Here is a 15,704-nt window from a genome sequence, read left to right as displayed (position 1 = left end):
AAGGTGCTCGGACTAATCAGCTTACGCGCCCCCGACTTCCACCATGCAAAAGCTGTCGTCCCGGACAAGCCGTGACGCGCGTCAGCGCGGCGCGGCGCTGATCCGGGACCCATACTCCGTGGCCGTCGTGTTGGGCAAAAGCCCAATTGCCACTGCGCCTTAAACTCCTCCCTGGGGGTATGGTCCCTGCGTTCGCAGGGACGACACCGGCAACGGAGACGCAGTTGAGCACACAGAGAAAGGCAGGTCACATCGGCGGCGTCAGCCCATCGCGGCCGATGCTGACGCGGCTGGTCTCGAGCGAACCGTCAGGCAATTGCTTGACGGTGGCGATCACCTTGGCGCCGGCTTTCAGCTCGGACTTGTCGCCGGGCACGAAGGTGACGATCGGCGTGTCCGGCGTAATGTCGACGCGCTTTTCGCCCCCCTTGTACTTGACGAGCAGCGAGTGACCGTCGGTCGAGACCGAGCTTTCGGACACGGTGGCGTTGGTCATGCTCGAATTCGGCTTCAGGTCCCACGACCGCGAGCCTTCACCCGTTCCGCGCATGTCCTCGGGAAATATGTGGATCTCGACCGCCTTCGGCGCGCCATCCGGGCCGGGCACCGTGGTGGCGCCGATGAACGAGCCCAGCTTGATGTCGGAAAGCTGCGCCTTGACGACACCCGAGACGCGCAGATCACCGGCCATGCGCAGCTTGAAGATCTCGCCGCTGCGGGCTTTCACCGTCATCGTATTGGCGTCGACGCTTTCGATGGCGCCGCGCACGCGCGTCGGCACGGGGGCCTGCTGGGCGATGGCGAGCGCGGATACAGCCGCAACCATGGCGAGTGAAGCGACGGAACGGAACAGGATGAGACGAGGGGACATGCATGGCTCCGAGGGCGAGAGAAGATCATCCGCGTCCAATGCGGGGCTACGCGGACGCTCGATCAATGAGACGCCGACCATCTGCGCTTATTCCGCGCTCAAGCCCTTGTGAGATCGGCCTCGACCAGCGCGCGCAACTCGGGCGTGACCTGCGGACGGCGGCCGAACCACAATTCGAAGCCACGCACGGCCTGGTGCAGCAGCATGCCGAGTCCATCGGCAGTGCGCAGCCCCCTCGCCCGCGCCGCCGCGAGCAACTGCGTCTCCAGCGGCACGTAGACGATGTCGGCGACGACGGCCTGCTGCGGCAACAGCTCGACGTCGAGCTCGAGCGGCGGCTGACCGTGCATGCCGAGCGAGGTGGTGTTCACGAACAGGCCCGCGCGCGGCAGCAGCGCGCCGACGCGGTCCCAGCCTTCGGCAACGACATGGCTGCCGAACTGATCAGCCAGGGCTTGTGCGCGCGCCGCGGTGCGGTTGATGATGTGGACGCGGCCGATGCCGCGCTCGAGCAGGCCGAACACGACGGCCCGCGCCGAGCCGCCGGAGCCGAGCACCAGCGCCTCGTCGGTGCGGTCCCAGCCTGGGGCAGCGGCGTCCAGATTGCCGATGAAGCCTTCGACGTCGGTGTTGGTGGCCCGCAGGATGCGGTCCTCGTACCAGAGCGTGTTGGCCGCGCCGACGGCGCGGGCACGCGCGTCCGGCTCGCTCAGCTCCAGCACGCGCTCCTTGTGCGGGATCGTGACGTTGGCGCCGACGAAGCCGCGACGGTCGAGATGCATGACGAAGTCCGCCAGCTCTTCCGGCGGCACCGCCTCGATGGTGTAGCCGCCGGCAATGCCGAGCTCGTGCAGCCAATGATGATGGATCAAGGGCGAGCGCGAATGCGCGGCAGGCCAGCCGATCAGGCACGCAGCGCGGGGTTTGGCGGCAAGGGTCATGGCCGTGACATCGGACAAGCCCCGGCTGGAGTCAATGCTGGGGCGCGGCAGTCGCCCCCAGGCGCCATGGCCCAAACGGCGACGCGGCGTTGGGGCCGCGTGTCAGCTCGCGGCGAGCCCATCGGCGACGTCCGCCGGTGCCGTCTCCTTGCCCTTGATGTCGGCCACCGCGCGCTCGATGGTCTCGCGGTAGCGCACCAGCGGCGGCCGCACGCCATGGGTCAGCAGCGCCCGGCGCACGGTCGGCGAGGCGCCGGTGATGAACAGGCGGATGCCCTGGCGCTTGGCCTTGGCGGCAACGCGGCTCATGGCGTTGGCGGCCGTCGAATCCAGGAACGGCACCGCTGCGAAATCGACCACGAAGGCCTTGCGGCGGTCGGCGATCGAGTCGAGCACGGTGCCGACGGTCGAGGCGGCGCCGAAGAAGAACGCACCGGTGATGCGATAGACCAGCACGTCCTTGTCGGCGCTGAGCTTCGGATTGTACGGCACCCGCGCCTCATCCTCGAAGTCGGCGCGGTCCTTTGCGACCAGAGGCGACCCGTCCTCGACGCCGGTCATCTGCGCCATGCGGTTGATGAACAGCACGGCGCCGAGCGCGAAGCCGACCAGGATGCCCTCGGTGAGATCGCGGAAGACCGTCAGCCCGAAGGTCGCGAGCAACACCGTGGCATCGCCCCAGGACGATCGGATCAGGGTGGCGAACTCGTGCTTCTCGGCCATGTTCCAGGCGACAACGACGAGCACCGCGGCGAGCGCCGACAGCGGGATGTAGCTCGCCAGCGGCGCCGCGATCAGCATGAACACCAAAAGAAACAGCGAATGCAGCATGCCCGACACCGGTCCGCGGGCGCCGGCGCGAACATTGGTGGCGGTGCGCGCGATGGTGCCGGTGACGCAGATGCCGCCGAACAAGGCCGAGCCGACATTGGCAAAGCCCTGCGCCACCAGCTCGCAGTTGGAGCGATGGCGACGGCCGGTCATGCCGTCGGCGACGACGGCCGACAGCAGCGATTCGATGGCTCCGAGCAGTGCGAAGGCGATCGCGTCGGGGAACACCGCCTGGACCTTGGCGAGCGAGAACGCCGGCAACGCCGGCGCCGGCAGCTCGCGCGGGATACCGCCGAATTTCGTCCCAATGGTCTCGACCGGAAGCTGCAGCGCGAAGGTGATGATGGCCGCGACCACCACCGCGATCAGGATGCCGGGCCAGGTCGGCCGCAGATGCTTGAGGCCGATGATGATCGCGATCGACAGCGCGGCCGTCACGACCGCAGACATGCTCGCGGTCGGCGCGCCATGCGCGAGCGCCGTGAGCTTCGGAAGCAGCTCGCCCGGCTCCTTGCCCGCAAGCGTGATACCGAACAGATCCTTCAGCTGGCTGGCAAAGATGATGACGGCGATGCCCGCGGTGAAGCCGACTGTGACCGGATAGGGAATGAACTTGATGTAGGTGCCGAGCCGCAGATATCCGGCGATCACCAGCATCACGCCGGACATCATCGTCGCGATCAGCAGGCCATCGAGACCCTGGCGATCGACCGTCGCAGCGACCAGCACGATGAAGGCACCCGCGGGACCGCCGATCTGAAAGCGGCTGCCGCCGAGCAGCGAGACCAGGAAGCCGCCGATCACGGCGGTGTAGAGACCACGCCCCGGCGAGACACCGGAGGCGATCGCGATCGCCATCGACAGCGGCAGCGCCACGATCGCCACCGTCAGGCCCGCCAGCGCGTCGGCGCGAAAGTCGCTGAGGCCGTAGCCCTCGCGCAAGACCGTCAGGAGTTTGGGGGAATAAAGCTCGGCGAAGGTCGGCTCATGATGTCCGACCCGCCCGTGCGAACGGTGTTCGTTTGCGATGCTCATGCCCATCACGCTCCCGTCGCCTCATCGGGCCGCGGCGCAGCCGACGATGCGTCCCACACGAAGCGCCCAGGGGCCCCGTGCCCGCGCGATGAGCCTAGCTTGCGTCATCGCGCGCGATGTCAGTTTGACGGCCCATGCGGCGGGGCGGCCCCGGGTCCTTCAGGCGAACACCACGCCCGCCGTTCTCGCTGCGGGAATGCTCACCGATCAGATCCACGCCCGCGCGATTGAGCGCATCGACGACCTTGGTCAGCGAGTCCACCACGCCGCGGACGTTGCCCGTGGAGGCTTCCATCCGCTGGATCGTCGGCAGCGACACGCCGGCCAGCTCGGCCAAGGTTCTCTGATCTATCCCGAGCAGCGCTCGCGCTGCCCGCATCTGGAACGACGTGATCACGCTGGCCTCACGTGGCAGACACCATAAATGATGTCTGAGACAAAGACAATGATGTAAAATACATCACAAACTGATCTCGGACGCAAGCTGGAACCCGGCCCTCGCCGTTTGTTCCCTGCGCGCGCGAGCAAAGGTCCCGACGCGATCCGGCCCGCCATCCCGAGAGAGGATGACGGGCCGGCGCTGTTCGGCGCGGAGCGTTCGGCTCAGGCGGCGTCGCGATGGGAGGCGATGATGTGGTCGGCGGCGCGGCCGGTCACCTCGGCCATGTGGTCGAATTGGCGGGTGAAGCTGCCGGCGCCGGCCGTCGCCGAACGCAATTCGACGATCAACTCGCCGATCTCCGCCTCCGGCATCATCGCCCGGACGCAGTCCCAGCCCGGCCAGCCGTCACGGGTATCGAAGGACAGGATCTGGCCGCGCCGCGCCGAGAGGATCGCATTGATCCTGGCGGTCGCCTCCGTCGGGCAGACGATCTCGACGGTGTGAATCGGCTCCAGCAGCACCGGCTGGCATTGCGGCAGCCCCTCGCCGACGCCGACCCGCGCCGCGGTGCGGAACGCGAGGTCGGACGAATCCACGCTGTGATAGGAGCCGTCGGTGAGCGTCACCTCGACGTCGATCACCGGAAAGCCCAGGGGGCCGCGGGCCATTGCGTCGACGACGCCCTCCTCCACCGCCGGGATATAGTTGCGCGGCACCGCGCCGCCGACCACCTTCTCGGCAAAGCGGAAGCCTTCGCCGCGCGGCAGCGGCCTGATGTCGAGCACCACGTCGCCGAACTGGCCGTGGCCGCCGGACTGCTTCTTGTGGCGGCCGCGCTGCGTGATCGGCTTGCGGATGGTCTCCTGGTAGCCGATCGCGGGCTGGTGCGATTTGACGTTGACGCCGAAGCGGTCGCGCAGCCGCTCCAGCGCGACGCGCAGATGCATCTCGCCCTGCCCCCACAGCACGGTGTCGTGGGTGCGCGGGTTCTGCACCATGGTCAGCGACGGATCCTCCTCGTGGAGCCGCTGCAAGGCCTGGCCGAGCTTGACGTCATCCTTGCGGTCCACGGCGGCGATCGAGAGCGCCAGCACCGGCGGGCACGCCTCCACCTTTGCCAGCGGCGGTGGTGCCGTCTTGCCGGTCGCAACCGTATCGCCGGTCTTGACCGCATCGAGCTTGCCGAGCGCCACCGTGTCCCCGGCCTGGGCGCCCGCGCGCTTGCTGTCGTAGGCGCCGGTGGCAGCCAGGATGCCGGACACGCGCGCCGCCTCGCCCGAGGCGGCATGCAGCGTCGCGCCGTCGTCGAGATGGCCGGACAGCACCCGCGTCAATGACAGCTTGCCGCCATGCTGCAGATGCAGCGTCTTGAAGACATAGCCGAGCGCCTCCTTGGTGTCCTTCACACCGAGCCGCTGCGCGGTCTCGGCGATTCCGGGCGCCTCGTGGCGCAGCGCCTTCATCAGCCGCAGCACGCCGTTCTCGCGCAACGCCGATCCGAGCAGCACCGGGCAGATCAATCCCTCGCGCAATTCGCGCGCCAGATCGTCGAACACGGCGTCGCGCGGCGGCGGGATGTCCTCCAGCAGCTGCTCCATCAGCGAATCGTCGTGATCGGCGAGCTTCTCCAGCATCGAGAAGCGCGCCTCCTTCTCGCGGTCGAGATCGCCGCCTTCGAGCGCGATCACCTCGGAGGCCTTATGCTCGCGATAGATGAAGGCGCGCTCCAGCGCGAGGTCGACGAACCCTTCGATCAATTCGCCGTTCCAGATCGGGATCTGGCGCAGCACCAGGGGCACGCGCGAGGCCGGCTGCAATGTGGCAAGCGTCTCCCTGATCCGCGCATTGGCGCGGTCGATCTTGTTGAGAAACAGGAAGCGCGGAATGCGCAGCTCCTCGAGCTCGCGCAGGATGATCTGCAATTGCGGCAGCTTCTTCTCGTCCGCCTCGCAGACCACGATGGCGGCATCGACCGCCGGCAGCGCGGCGCGCATGTCGTGGATGAATTCGATCGAGCCAGGACAGTCGAGGAAGGTGTAGCTGTCGCCCATGAAGGTCGTGGTCGCCGCCGTCATGGCGACGCTCATCTTGTGCTGACGCGCCTCCGGGCTGGCATCGCCGACGGAGGTGCCGGCGTCGACGCTGCCCGCGCGCGGGATCGCGCCGGTCCGCGCCAGGATCGCCTCCAAGAGAGTGGTTTTACCGCTTTGGAAAGGGCCCACCAGCGCGATGCACCGTGGACCTCGGGGACTTCTCAGGTCTTGTCCCATTCGCCGCCTCCTCGTTGTGGAGCTCGGCCCTTGATTGGGTCGGCAAAGCCGAATGCTCTGCCTCGGCTGCCGCTTTGGCAAGCAGGCGGCCTGCGAAAAACGTTGCTGCAGTGCGGGGGATCGCGCCGTCTTCCCGCACGATGGCGGGAAGAGCGCTGTTCACGGCAAAGGGAAGATCACCGCCCCGGGCGCAATTCGAGGCTTTGCAGCCCCGCCGAGACGCTGAGGCCGACCTGGCCCTGGACGCTGAGCGGCTGCAGCGCGATCGAGTTGGCGGAGCCGCCGACCAGCACGTTGCCGCCGACACCGACGCCGACCGCGGCCGAGCCCTGGGCGCCGGCATAGTCGCCGGAGAGATCGCCCGGCCCGAGCCGCGCGACCGGTGCATAGACCACCCAGGCCAGCAGCGATTCCTGGGTGATGCCGAGATCGAGGCCGACCTTGCGGATGGTCGCGACGTAGCGGTCCTCGGGCAGGCCGTCGGCGCGCAGCACGCAGCCGAGATGGGTCACCGAGCCGACGATGAAGCCGACACTGGCGCCGCCGCGGCATTCGAGGACACCGACCCGCACGCGATCTTGCGCCTGGGCAGCGCCGGTGCCGGTGCAGAGGACGACCGCAGCGGCGAGCCCGGCGAGGATGGTCGAGCGCATGAATAAAACTCCGGCTGAAATGAACGTGTGATGCAGACCCGTCGATCGGACGCACGATCACAGGGCACCACGTCTATGCCACAAGCCTTACAGTCGCACCAGATTCGGCGCGCCGTCGGCACGAGCCGGCGCGCCGACGCAGGCAGCGATTGCGACGCGTTCGCCTGAACGTGTCCGAGTCTCTCCGATCGAGCGCCTCAGCGATAGAAACGCGAGAAGTAGGACGATGAACGGCTCGGGCTCGGGTGGATCGGCAGCAGCGGCACCAGCTCGACCTCGGTGATTCCGGCAGCGAGGTTCAAGCCGGTCTGCCCCTGCAGGCTGATCGGCTGCAGCGCCGCGGCGCGATCGGTGTCGCGCACCAGGAAGCTGCCGCCGAAGCCGACCAGAGCGGCAGCGTTGGCGGACAATCCGCCATAGCGCCCGCGCAGCTCGCTGCGGCCGAAATCGTTGACCGGTGCGCTGACCGCCCACGCCATCCTGGTCACATCCGTCAGGCCGAGATCGAGGCCGTAACGCCGGACCTTGGCGACATAGCGCTCCGGCTGGCGGCCCTGACTGCGAAACACGCAGCGCAGGCGGGACTGGGACATCACGAGCCTGCCGGAGGTCTTTCGTCCCTCGCATTCGAGCACGCCGGCGCGCATCGGCCGCCCCTGATGGGCCTGCGCGAGCGGCACGATCATCACCATCAACGCGATCGACAGCAGAAGCAGCCGCATCGAACTCCAACCCTACGCCACCAGACTTGTCGGCCGACAAAAGAAAGGCGCCATGTTCAAAACATGGCGCCTTTCGGCCTGGAAATTGGCTTCTGGTGTTTCGAGAAGGATGTTGCCCGATTACCTCAGATTGCCGCAGAAGCGCTGGATTCGCTTGCAGGCGTCCTCGAGGTCGGAGGTCTTGGTCGCGTAGGAGATGCGGAAGGCCGGGCCGAGGCCGAAGGCCGAGCCCTGCACCACGGCGACGCCCTCCGTCTCCAGCAGCTCGGTGACGAAGGCCTCGTCATTGTCGATCACCTTGCCCGACGGCGCGGTCTTGCCGATCGTCCCGGCGCAGGACGGATAGACGTAGAACGCGCCTTCCGGCCGCGGGCATTCGATGCCATTCGCCTGGTTCAGCATCGACACCACGAGGTCGCGGCGCTCCTTGAACACCTTGTTGTTGGCCGGGATGAAGTCCTGCGGACCGTTCAGGGCCTCCACCGCCGCCCATTGCGCGATCGAGCACGGGTTCGAGGTCGACTGCGACTGGATCGTCGCCATCGCCTTGATCAGGTGCGCCGGACCGCCGGCATAGCCGATGCGCCAGCCGGTCATGCAATAGGCCTTGGAGACGCCGTTCACGGTCAGCGTGCGGTCGAACAGCGAGGGCTCGACCTGCGCCGGCGTGGTGAACACGAAGTCGTCATAGACGAGGTGCTCGTACATGTCGTCGGTCATGATCCAGACATGCGGATGCTTGACCAGCACCTCGGTGAGCGCCTTCAGCTCGGCCTTGGTGTAGGCCGCGCCGGTCGGGTTCGACGGCGAGCACAGGATCAGCCACTTGGTCTTCGGCGTGATCGCCTTCTCCAGCGCCTCCGGCTGCAGCTTGAAGCCGTGGGCGGCGGTGCAGACCACCGGCACCGGCTCGCCGCCGGCGAGCGCGACCATCTCGGGATAGCTGACCCAGTACGGCGCCGGGATGATCACCTGGTCGCCGGGATTGATGGTCGCCATCAGCGCATTGTACAGCACCTGCTTGCCGCCGACGCCGACGATCACCTGGTTCGGCTTATAGGTGAGGCCGTTCTCGCGCTGGAACTTGCCGATGATGGCTTCCTTCAGCTCGGGGATGCCGTCGACCGCGGTATACTTGGTCTTGCCGTCCTGGATCGCCTTGATCGCGGCCTGCTTGATGTTGTCGGGCGTATCGAAATCCGGCTCGCCGGCGCCGAGGCCGATGACGTTGCGGCCCGCCGCTTTGAGGACGCGCGCTTTATCCGTGACCGCGATGGTCGCGGACGGCTTCACACGGTCGAGCGCAGCGGCGAGAAAGGACATCATCAGCTCCTATGCAGGCGTCGTGGATCACCCCCTCGGGGCCACGACCAGTCATGTCAGGGAAACGCCCATTTGTAGGGCCCCCAGCGCTGCATCGCAAGAAGCTTGGGCACATGGCTCCCAAGACTTTAGAGAACGTTAAAGCCGCCCCGTTAGCGTGGACCGACGATTATCCAGAGTCTCAGGCCGAAATGACCACTATCGGGTACGCCCTGCGATCCGGCGACTGGCTGACGGCCACGCGGATCAAGTCCTACAGCTGGATTCTGCTCGCGGTCACGATCGCGGCAATCGCCGGCTGGATCGCGCTGTCCGATGGCCTGGTCGACCGCAACGGCAAGCCGATCGGCACCGACTTCTCCAATGTCTATGCGGCAGGCGTGCTGACCCTTCAGGGCAAGGCGGCCGATGCCTATGATCCGCCGCTGCAGCATGCGACGGAAAAGGCCGTATTCGACGGCCGCGACGTGCCGTTCTTCGGCTGGCACTACCCGCCCTTCTTCTTCGCGATCGCCGCCATCACCGCCCTGCTGCCCTATGCCGGAGGGCTCGCGCTCTGGGTCGTGTCGAGCCTGCTCGCATACCTCGCGGTCATGCGCGCAATCCTGCCGCGTTCCGGGACCCTGCTGGTCGCGACCGCCTTTCCCGCCGTGTTCGTCAACATCGGTCACGGCCAGAACGCGTTTTTCACCGCGGCGCTGCTCGGCGGCGCGCTGTTGCTGATGGAGCGCGGCCGGCCGTGGGCGGCCGGCTTCCTGATCGGCCTGCTCGCCTACAAGCCGCAATTCGGCGTGCTCATTCCCGTGGCGCTGCTCGCAGGCACGCGCTGGCCGACGATTGCTGCGGCAGCCGCCACGGTGGCCGCGCTGGTCGCGATCAGCTTCGCCGCGCTCGGCAGCGACGTCTGGCACGCTTTCTTCCAGTCGATGACCTTCACACAGAGCGTCGTGCTTGAGCAAGGCGGCACCGGCTGGGAGAAGATCCAGTCGGTGTTCTCGGCCGCGCGTCATTGGGGCGCCGATATCAGGTCCGCCTATGCGCTGCAGAGCCTGCTGGCGCTGTCGCTCGCGGCCGGACTTGCATGGCTGTGGCAGAGCGAGGCCGCGTTCGATCTCAAGGCTTCGGCACTGGCGAGCGCGAGCCTGCTGGCGACGCCCTACGTGCTCGACTACGACCTCGTCGTCGTCGCGGTCGCGATCATCTTCTTCGTCCGGCACGGCCTCGCGAACGGCTTTCGCGACTACGAGCTCAGCGTGCTCGCGGCCGCCTGGATCGTGCCGCTACTCTCGCGCAGCGTCGCCGGGCTGACGACGATACCGTTGGGCCTCATCGTTCTGATGGCCCTGTTCACGCTGACCCTGCGCCGCGCTCTCACCGATCGCGCCGTCGAGATCGGTGGACACGCACGCATCGCGCAGGCGTGATCTCGATTGTTTGAATCTATTGGAAAGTTGTTATTCGAGAGTGCAGTGCAGTAGCGCATTTCGACTTTTTCCATCCGCCGGCTCTTGCAGCCTGCGCCCATCGGCATCATTGTCTGGCCGCATTGCGGGACGATCTGGCGTCTGGATGTGCGATGCGTCCAACCTTTGATTCCTCGAACTCGAAATCGGCCGGATGTACAAGCTCTATTCGATGCAGCGGTCAGGCAACAGCTACAAGGTCCGCCTTGCGCTCGCGCTTCTGAACGCGCCCTATCAGGCGATCGAGATCGACATCCTGCGCGGCGAGAGCCGCACGCCGGATTTTCTCGCCAAGAATCCCAGCGGCCAGGTGCCGCTGCTGGAGGTCGGCGAGGACCGCTTCATCGCCGAATCGAACGCGATCCTCTGGTATGTCGCCGGCGGCACGCCGCTGGTGCCGGAGCAGCGCATCGAGCGCGCCGAAGCGCTGCAGTGGATGTTCTTCGAGCAGCATGCGCTGGAGCCGAACATCGGCGCCGCCTATTTCTGGCTGCTGCTGGTCAAGGGCGGGCGCGACCTGCAGACACATGCGCTCGAGGACTGGATGGAGCGCGGCTACGCCGCGCTCCAGGTGATGGAGAATCATCTCAAGAGCAACGACTACTTTGCCGCGAAGCAGCTGACGGTCGCAGACATCGCGCTCTACGGCTACACCCACGTCGCCGATCGCTGCGACTTCGATCTGTCGACCTTCCCGAAGATCCGCAACTGGCTGCGCCGCGTCGAACAGACACCCGGTTTCGTCGCGATGGATTGGCAGCCGGCACTGATCGATTCAGCCGGCATCGCCGCCGACTACGGGTGAGGCATTCACCGTAAAACTACTGGCTGTCCGTAGAACAGCGGGGAAAATACACGCATCGGCGGGAACAAACACCGCCAGCGCCATGTTCCTGCCTTTTTTTCCGATTTGCCGCCGCAATCCTGCCCAGCGCGACCTTAGAATTTACCTCTGCGAGTGATTCGCTCGCGGATGTATGGGTAAGGGATTTCGACTTCATGTCCGGGTGGCGTCTTGCTTCCGTTCCGAGGTTCAGTTGGGTCCGCGGCCATGCGTCGCCGCAGGAGTCGAACCACCGTAGAGGGCTCCGTACGCCCGTCAGCGGCTTTCACGACCACGCAACGCTCACCCTTTCGCCCAGCCTGACCACCGCCGTGGTCGCAACGATCGCGGCCAGCACGCTCTCGTTGGGTGTCAGCGTCACCATCGCGGTGGTGTCGATCCGCGCCGTCTTGTCGATGCCCGCTTAACAGGAAGCCATTTTGACAACCCTTCGCGGTTTTCGCGACAACAGGCGATGATTGTCTCGCGCACAAAATGGCGATGAAATCAACGGTCGTAATCGTTGCCGTGACCCTGGCACTCGCGATCCTGCTGGCGGCGTCACTGCTGATCCTGATCGAGCGGCGGGGCGAGCTCTCGCTCTCGCCGCTGACCGAGGAAGATCGGTCCGTCTATGTCGAGCTGGTACGGCCGCCCGCCGCCGAACCGGTGCAGCCCGTCCCGGATTGATCGCCAACGCGGCTGCGCGTATCGAAGGTCCGTCGAGATTCAAACGGACGGCGAAGCCTTCATGCACGAAGCACTCACTGTGCGCGCCATCGCGCGCGACGACCATGATCACTGGCTGCCGCTCTGGGACGGCTACAATGCCTTCTACGGCCGTTCGGGGCCGACGGCGCTGCCGGCCGAGGTGACCGCGATGACATGGTCGCGCTTCTTCGATGCCGACGAGCCGGTCCATGCCCTGGTCGCCGAGAGCGGTGGCGAGTTGATCGGCTTGGCGCACTACCTGTTTCATCGCGCCACCACCACGATCGGGCCGCTCTGCTATCTCAACGACCTGTTCACGAGCGAGGCCGCCCGCGGCAAGGGCGTCGGACGGGCGCTGATCGAGGCGGTCTACCGCGAAGCGCGTCAGGCCGGTGCGCCGCGGGTCTATTGGCAGACGCACGAGACCAACACCACGGCACAGGTGCTCTACGACAAGATCGCCGAGCGCTCGGGCTTCATCGTCTACCGCAAGGCGCTGTGAACGGGCGGTGTCACGCCGCCGTCACGGGGCAGGCCTACGCTCCATCGAGCGCCTGATCATCCCCCGTCACCGGTCACGCGTTTCAGCGGTCCCCGTCAGTCGCCGTCTCTGACCGGGGCCGCATTTTTTTGTCTGGCCTTGGTCGTTGGACGTGGCGCGTCTCACGCTACGTTGGTCGTCGTGTTCTGCTGCTTCAATGGGACCTGCTGAGAAGCCTTCGCCTGCGCGACTTCGACGCACATTCTGACAGCCTCACCCATGCTCGCCGCGACCAGATCGGCCTTGGTGGCTTCCTGCAGCACCTTCGCGGCCTCCTGATCGACGTCGGCCGCGCAGCAGACCAACATCACTCTTGCCTTGGGGAGTCGTCGCTTCAAGCGACGAACGGAGTAGCGCATATGTGCAACGCCGGAATTGCCGATATAGATCAGGCAGGCAATCGCAACACCTGCGGGCTCGAGCTTGATGACGTTCGCCGTCGAGAGCGCCTCCGCTCCTGAGACCTTCGCGCCCAACCCGTGCACCGACGACAGTTGCGCGAGAATCACCGCCGCCGCTTCGTCGATCGGGGTTCGCCCGGCCACGCACAGGACCGGCTGCTCGCTCCGCCATCCTTCGGCGAGATTGTCCTTGCTGAGGATGGGTATCGTGTCGATTGCCCCACTGCTGGCCGAGCTGTCGACGGCCGATGCAGCTTCCGGATCGCTGGTGGTCTCGCGTTTCGCCAGCGGACCATCATTTTGATCGGAAAGATCGGCGGTCAACTCGGCGACGGCGTCACGGATCGTTGCAAGGCGATCATAGGCGAGCGCCCCTCGGTCGGCGTCGGCTTGGGCCAATTGCAGTCCCTTCACCGCGACCTCGTCGCAATAGGCAATCAACGAGCGCTCCTTCAAGAACTCCTCTGCCTTCTCGGCCGCTTCCGTCGGATCGTTCGCAAGCATGCGCTGGTAGAAGATCTCGGGAGGAGACAGCGCTGGACGATCACCGAACATGACGTCGAGGAACTCCAGGCGCTCCACATGTCGTCCGATGACGACCAGGCAGACCGTCAGCGGCGTCGCGAGCACCAACCCGATTGGGCCCCACAGCGCGGTCCAGAACACGGCTGAAACGACCACCGCCACGGGGGACAGGCCCGTGCTGCGCCCATAGACCATCGGTTCGATGACGTGGCCGAGCAACGGCTCGACCACGAGAAACAGGGCCAAGGTCCAAATCAGCATCGACCAGCCAGGGTCGACCGCTGCCGCCAGAGCAAGCGGAAACGCCGCGGCGATGACGGCGCCGATATAGGGCACGAACCGAAGCGCTGCGGCGAGGATCCCCCAAAGGAGGGCGCTGGGGATGCCGATGAACCACAAGCCGACGCCGATCACGACGCCGAATCCGCCGTTCAGGGCGAGCTGGGTGAGGAACAGCCGGCTGAGCCTGTAAGCCGCATCATCGAGCGCCGCCGTGGTGCGCTGCAGGTCGGATGAGCCCGCAAGGCGAATGAGCCGATTCCGCAGGTCCTCGCGTTGAAGCAATATGAAGATCACGAAGATGATGATGATGCCGGTCGTCGCCAGCGGATGAATGAGCGGCGAAATCAGCGTGCGGAGACTGTCTAGCGCTCCGGGATCGGGCTGCCGGACCTCCACCGGGATCGGGGTCACAGGGACTGAGGAATTCGTTCGCAGTCCGCTCGGCGGCCGAGCCGCTTCCGGCTCATTCGGTTTGTCGAGTTCCTTGCCCAGATCCTTGAGCATGTCCGATGCACGCTCGAGCGTCCCTCTGCCGGCTTTGGTGTCGCGGAACGACTGGATCTTGTTGCTCATCGTCGATTGATAGTTCGGCAGCTCACTGGCAAGCTGGGTGAGCTGGGTGGCGAGCAGGCTGCCCAGTGTAAAGATCACGACGAATGCGAGAACGACCACGCTGACGACGGCCAGTCCGCGCGGGGCACGAAGCCGCTGCAGTTGCGCGACCAATGGCGCCAATACGAAGCTGAGCAGGATGGCCAGGGCCACGGGGACCAGGATATCGCGACCGAAATACAGCAGCGCGATGATGATGACCGCAAAAATGGCGACGGCCAGCGCGCTGATCAGCCCGAGAACTTCCTCTGGGGTGCGGACCTTGAGCGGCTGTCTGATGATCATCGAATCTCTCTCCGAACGAGGAAGGGCGGCGCGCGTCGCTCAAGCGGTCAGGCTGTCAACGTCGACGAAGGTGGCGCGTTGCAACGGAGGGAAGCTTCTGACGATGTCGCCGGCGCCGGTGGTCATATGCCGGAAGGTTCGTCCTCGATCCGAGCAACCATCCGGGCCTTCGCTAGAACAGAACGACCGAGGGCGCTGGCTGGCGCTGCCCGCCCTGCCGGACATTCGGCTTCCTGTTTCAGACACGCGATAACAGCCTCGTGAGGCTCCAGTTCCCGAGAGCGCCTGAGGTCGCATGCGCGTCTGCCGACGGCGACGACTGGTCAGCGTCGGCACACCGTCGCATCTCCGCGACTCAGCCGGAGCTTCACTGGGGCGTCGTCCTTGTTGATGTCAGCAGGTTCGGCGGTACGGCTTGCCCGGCGAGGCCCGGCGCGAGCAGCTTCCGAGGGCGCACGACCGGCGACCGTCCGGGTCCTGTCGGCCGCCGTGTCGTTCAGCGCAAATCAAGCGTCCGCTCGGCCGTGCTCAGCCAAGACGGGCCGCGGAGACGGATCTCGTCTGAATGGTGGACTCTGTCCTTGTCCTACGTCTTGCTGCCCACCGTTTGGCGGACCTCGAACCCCTCGAACTGCGGCGGGCCGAGATAGTGCACCTTGGTGTCGCCGGCCCGATGGTGCGCGACGCGGAAGGCTTCGGACCTGGTCCAGTCCTCGAACGCAGCTTTCGACGCCCAGATCGTGTGCGAGGCATACAGCGTATGGTCCTCCGCTTCCGGTCCCTTCAACAAGTGAAACTCGACGAAGCCCGGCACCTTGTCGAGATGGCTGTCGCGCGACAGCCAGACCTGCTCGAAGGCGGCCTCCGAGCCCTTGGCGACGCGAAAACGATTCATGGCGATGAACATGCTGATCTCCTGAGGGGTGAATGCCGCAGGTCGAGGAGTAGCAGACTTCGCGGTGCAATGCGCCAGCGGCGGTGGCCGCTGATGCCGCGATGTGGAATGCTTCAGAGCCCCGATCAGGACAGGGCG

Annotated in this window: 14 protein-coding genes; 4 read left to right on the top strand and 10 right to left on the bottom strand. The window is 66.0% G+C overall.

The window, feature by feature from the left end:
- Nucleotides 1-247: 247 nt before the first annotated feature.
- The 8 genes from QX094_RS18090 to QX094_RS18055 all read right to left on the bottom strand — a co-directional run bounded on the left by QX094_RS18090 (nucleotide 248) and on the right by QX094_RS18055 (nucleotide 9,028).
- Nucleotides 248-826 (bottom strand): hypothetical protein, encoded by a 579-nt coding sequence (locus QX094_RS18090; RefSeq protein ID WP_315714382.1) that lies wholly within the window; start codon nucleotides 824-826, stop codon nucleotides 248-250.
- Between the two features lie 143 nt (nucleotides 827-969).
- Nucleotides 970-1,812 carry a shikimate dehydrogenase gene (locus tag QX094_RS18085; RefSeq protein WP_315714120.1) on the bottom strand — a complete coding sequence of 281 codons (843 nt, stop codon included), beginning with the start codon at nucleotides 1,810-1,812 and terminating at the stop codon, nucleotides 970-972.
- Between the two features lie 102 nt (nucleotides 1,813-1,914).
- The gene (locus QX094_RS18080; RefSeq protein ID WP_315714119.1) at nucleotides 1,915-3,678 is read right to left on the bottom strand and encodes a SulP family inorganic anion transporter; all 1,764 of its coding nucleotides are present in this window, start codon (nucleotides 3,676-3,678) and stop codon (nucleotides 1,915-1,917) included.
- A gap of 94 nt (nucleotides 3,679-3,772) precedes the next feature.
- A complete protein-coding gene (locus QX094_RS18075; RefSeq protein WP_315714118.1) occupies nucleotides 3,773-4,075 on the bottom strand; it encodes a helix-turn-helix transcriptional regulator in 303 nt (100 codons plus the stop codon).
- 206 nt (nucleotides 4,076-4,281) lie between these two features.
- Nucleotides 4,282-6,330 carry an elongation factor G gene (locus tag QX094_RS18070; RefSeq protein ID WP_315750067.1) on the bottom strand — a complete coding sequence of 683 codons (2,049 nt, stop codon included), beginning with the start codon at nucleotides 6,328-6,330 and terminating at the stop codon, nucleotides 4,282-4,284.
- A gap of 176 nt (nucleotides 6,331-6,506) precedes the next feature.
- A complete protein-coding gene (locus QX094_RS18065; protein WP_315714116.1) occupies nucleotides 6,507-6,983 on the bottom strand; it encodes a DUF992 domain-containing protein in 477 nt (158 codons plus the stop codon).
- A 197-nt stretch (nucleotides 6,984-7,180) separates the two neighbouring features.
- The gene (locus QX094_RS18060) at nucleotides 7,181-7,705 is read right to left on the bottom strand and encodes a DUF992 domain-containing protein (RefSeq protein ID WP_315714115.1); all 525 of its coding nucleotides are present in this window, start codon (nucleotides 7,703-7,705) and stop codon (nucleotides 7,181-7,183) included.
- Nucleotides 7,706-7,825: 120 nt separating this feature from the next.
- Nucleotides 7,826-9,028: a pyridoxal phosphate-dependent aminotransferase gene (locus QX094_RS18055; RefSeq protein ID WP_315714114.1), complete on the bottom strand. Its 1,203-nt coding sequence runs from the start codon at nucleotides 9,026-9,028 to the stop codon at nucleotides 7,826-7,828.
- Nucleotides 9,029-9,219: 191 nt separating this feature from the next.
- Between QX094_RS18055 and QX094_RS18050 the strand changes: the two genes are divergently transcribed.
- The 4 genes from QX094_RS18050 (at nucleotide 9,220) to QX094_RS18035 (ending at nucleotide 12,527) form a co-directional block, all read left to right on the top strand.
- Nucleotides 9,220-10,452 (top strand): glycosyltransferase family 87 protein, encoded by a 1,233-nt coding sequence (locus QX094_RS18050; RefSeq protein WP_315714113.1) that lies wholly within the window; start codon nucleotides 9,220-9,222, stop codon nucleotides 10,450-10,452.
- A gap of 193 nt (nucleotides 10,453-10,645) precedes the next feature.
- Entirely contained in the window at nucleotides 10,646-11,296 is a 651-nt protein-coding gene (locus tag QX094_RS18045; RefSeq protein WP_315714112.1) for a glutathione S-transferase family protein, read from the top strand.
- Between the two features lie 513 nt (nucleotides 11,297-11,809).
- Complete coding sequence (locus tag QX094_RS18040; RefSeq protein WP_315714111.1) at nucleotides 11,810-12,004, top strand: hypothetical protein; 195 nt, start codon at nucleotides 11,810-11,812, stop codon at nucleotides 12,002-12,004.
- 61 nt (nucleotides 12,005-12,065) lie between these two features.
- Nucleotides 12,066-12,527: a GNAT family N-acetyltransferase gene (locus QX094_RS18035; RefSeq protein ID WP_315827649.1), complete on the top strand. Its 462-nt coding sequence runs from the start codon at nucleotides 12,066-12,068 to the stop codon at nucleotides 12,525-12,527.
- 161 nt (nucleotides 12,528-12,688) lie between these two features.
- Here QX094_RS18035 and QX094_RS18030 read toward each other — a convergent pair whose 3' ends face one another.
- Both QX094_RS18030 and QX094_RS18025 read right to left on the bottom strand, forming a co-directional pair.
- Complete coding sequence (locus QX094_RS18030; RefSeq protein WP_315827648.1) at nucleotides 12,689-14,671, bottom strand: AI-2E family transporter; 1,983 nt, start codon at nucleotides 14,669-14,671, stop codon at nucleotides 12,689-12,691.
- A gap of 586 nt (nucleotides 14,672-15,257) precedes the next feature.
- A complete protein-coding gene (locus QX094_RS18025) occupies nucleotides 15,258-15,578 on the bottom strand; it encodes an antibiotic biosynthesis monooxygenase (protein WP_315827647.1) in 321 nt (106 codons plus the stop codon).
- Nucleotides 15,579-15,704: the final 126 nt, after the last annotated feature.

The organism is Bradyrhizobium sp. SZCCHNS1050, from assembly GCF_032484785.1.
In the GTDB taxonomy this organism is placed as follows: Bacteria; Pseudomonadota; Alphaproteobacteria; order Rhizobiales; family Xanthobacteraceae; genus Bradyrhizobium.
The sequence above is the reverse complement of the archived record's forward strand: the minus strand, read 5'-3'. Positions and strand labels throughout refer to the sequence as shown.

Coding starts and splice junctions, on each gene's coding strand:
- QX094_RS18080 (WP_315714119.1), bottom strand. CDS start 3,678: ATGAGCATCGCAAACGAACACCGTTCGCACGGGCGGGTCGGACATCAT.
- QX094_RS18040 (WP_315714111.1), top strand. CDS start 11,810: ATGGCGATGAAATCAACGGTCGTAATCGTTGCCGTGACCCTGGCACTC.
- QX094_RS18035 (WP_315827649.1), top strand. CDS start 12,066: ATGCACGAAGCACTCACTGTGCGCGCCATCGCGCGCGACGACCATGAT.
- QX094_RS18045 (WP_315714112.1), top strand. CDS start 10,646: ATGTACAAGCTCTATTCGATGCAGCGGTCAGGCAACAGCTACAAGGTC.
- QX094_RS18060 (WP_315714115.1), bottom strand. CDS start 7,705: ATGCGGCTGCTTCTGCTGTCGATCGCGTTGATGGTGATGATCGTGCCG.
- QX094_RS18085 (WP_315714120.1), bottom strand. CDS start 1,812: ATGACCCTTGCCGCCAAACCCCGCGCTGCGTGCCTGATCGGCTGGCCT.
- QX094_RS18055 (WP_315714114.1), bottom strand. CDS start 9,028: ATGTCCTTTCTCGCCGCTGCGCTCGACCGTGTGAAGCCGTCCGCGACC.
- QX094_RS18090 (WP_315714382.1), bottom strand. CDS start 826: ATGGTTGCGGCTGTATCCGCGCTCGCCATCGCCCAGCAGGCCCCCGTG.
- QX094_RS18050 (WP_315714113.1), top strand. CDS start 9,220: ATGACCACTATCGGGTACGCCCTGCGATCCGGCGACTGGCTGACGGCC.
- QX094_RS18065 (WP_315714116.1), bottom strand. CDS start 6,983: ATGCGCTCGACCATCCTCGCCGGGCTCGCCGCTGCGGTCGTCCTCTGC.
- QX094_RS18025 (WP_315827647.1), bottom strand. CDS start 15,578: ATGTTCATCGCCATGAATCGTTTTCGCGTCGCCAAGGGCTCGGAGGCC.
- QX094_RS18070 (WP_315750067.1), bottom strand. CDS start 6,330: ATGGGACAAGACCTGAGAAGTCCCCGAGGTCCACGGTGCATCGCGCTG.
- QX094_RS18030 (WP_315827648.1), bottom strand. CDS start 14,671: ATGATCATCAGACAGCCGCTCAAGGTCCGCACCCCAGAGGAAGTTCTC.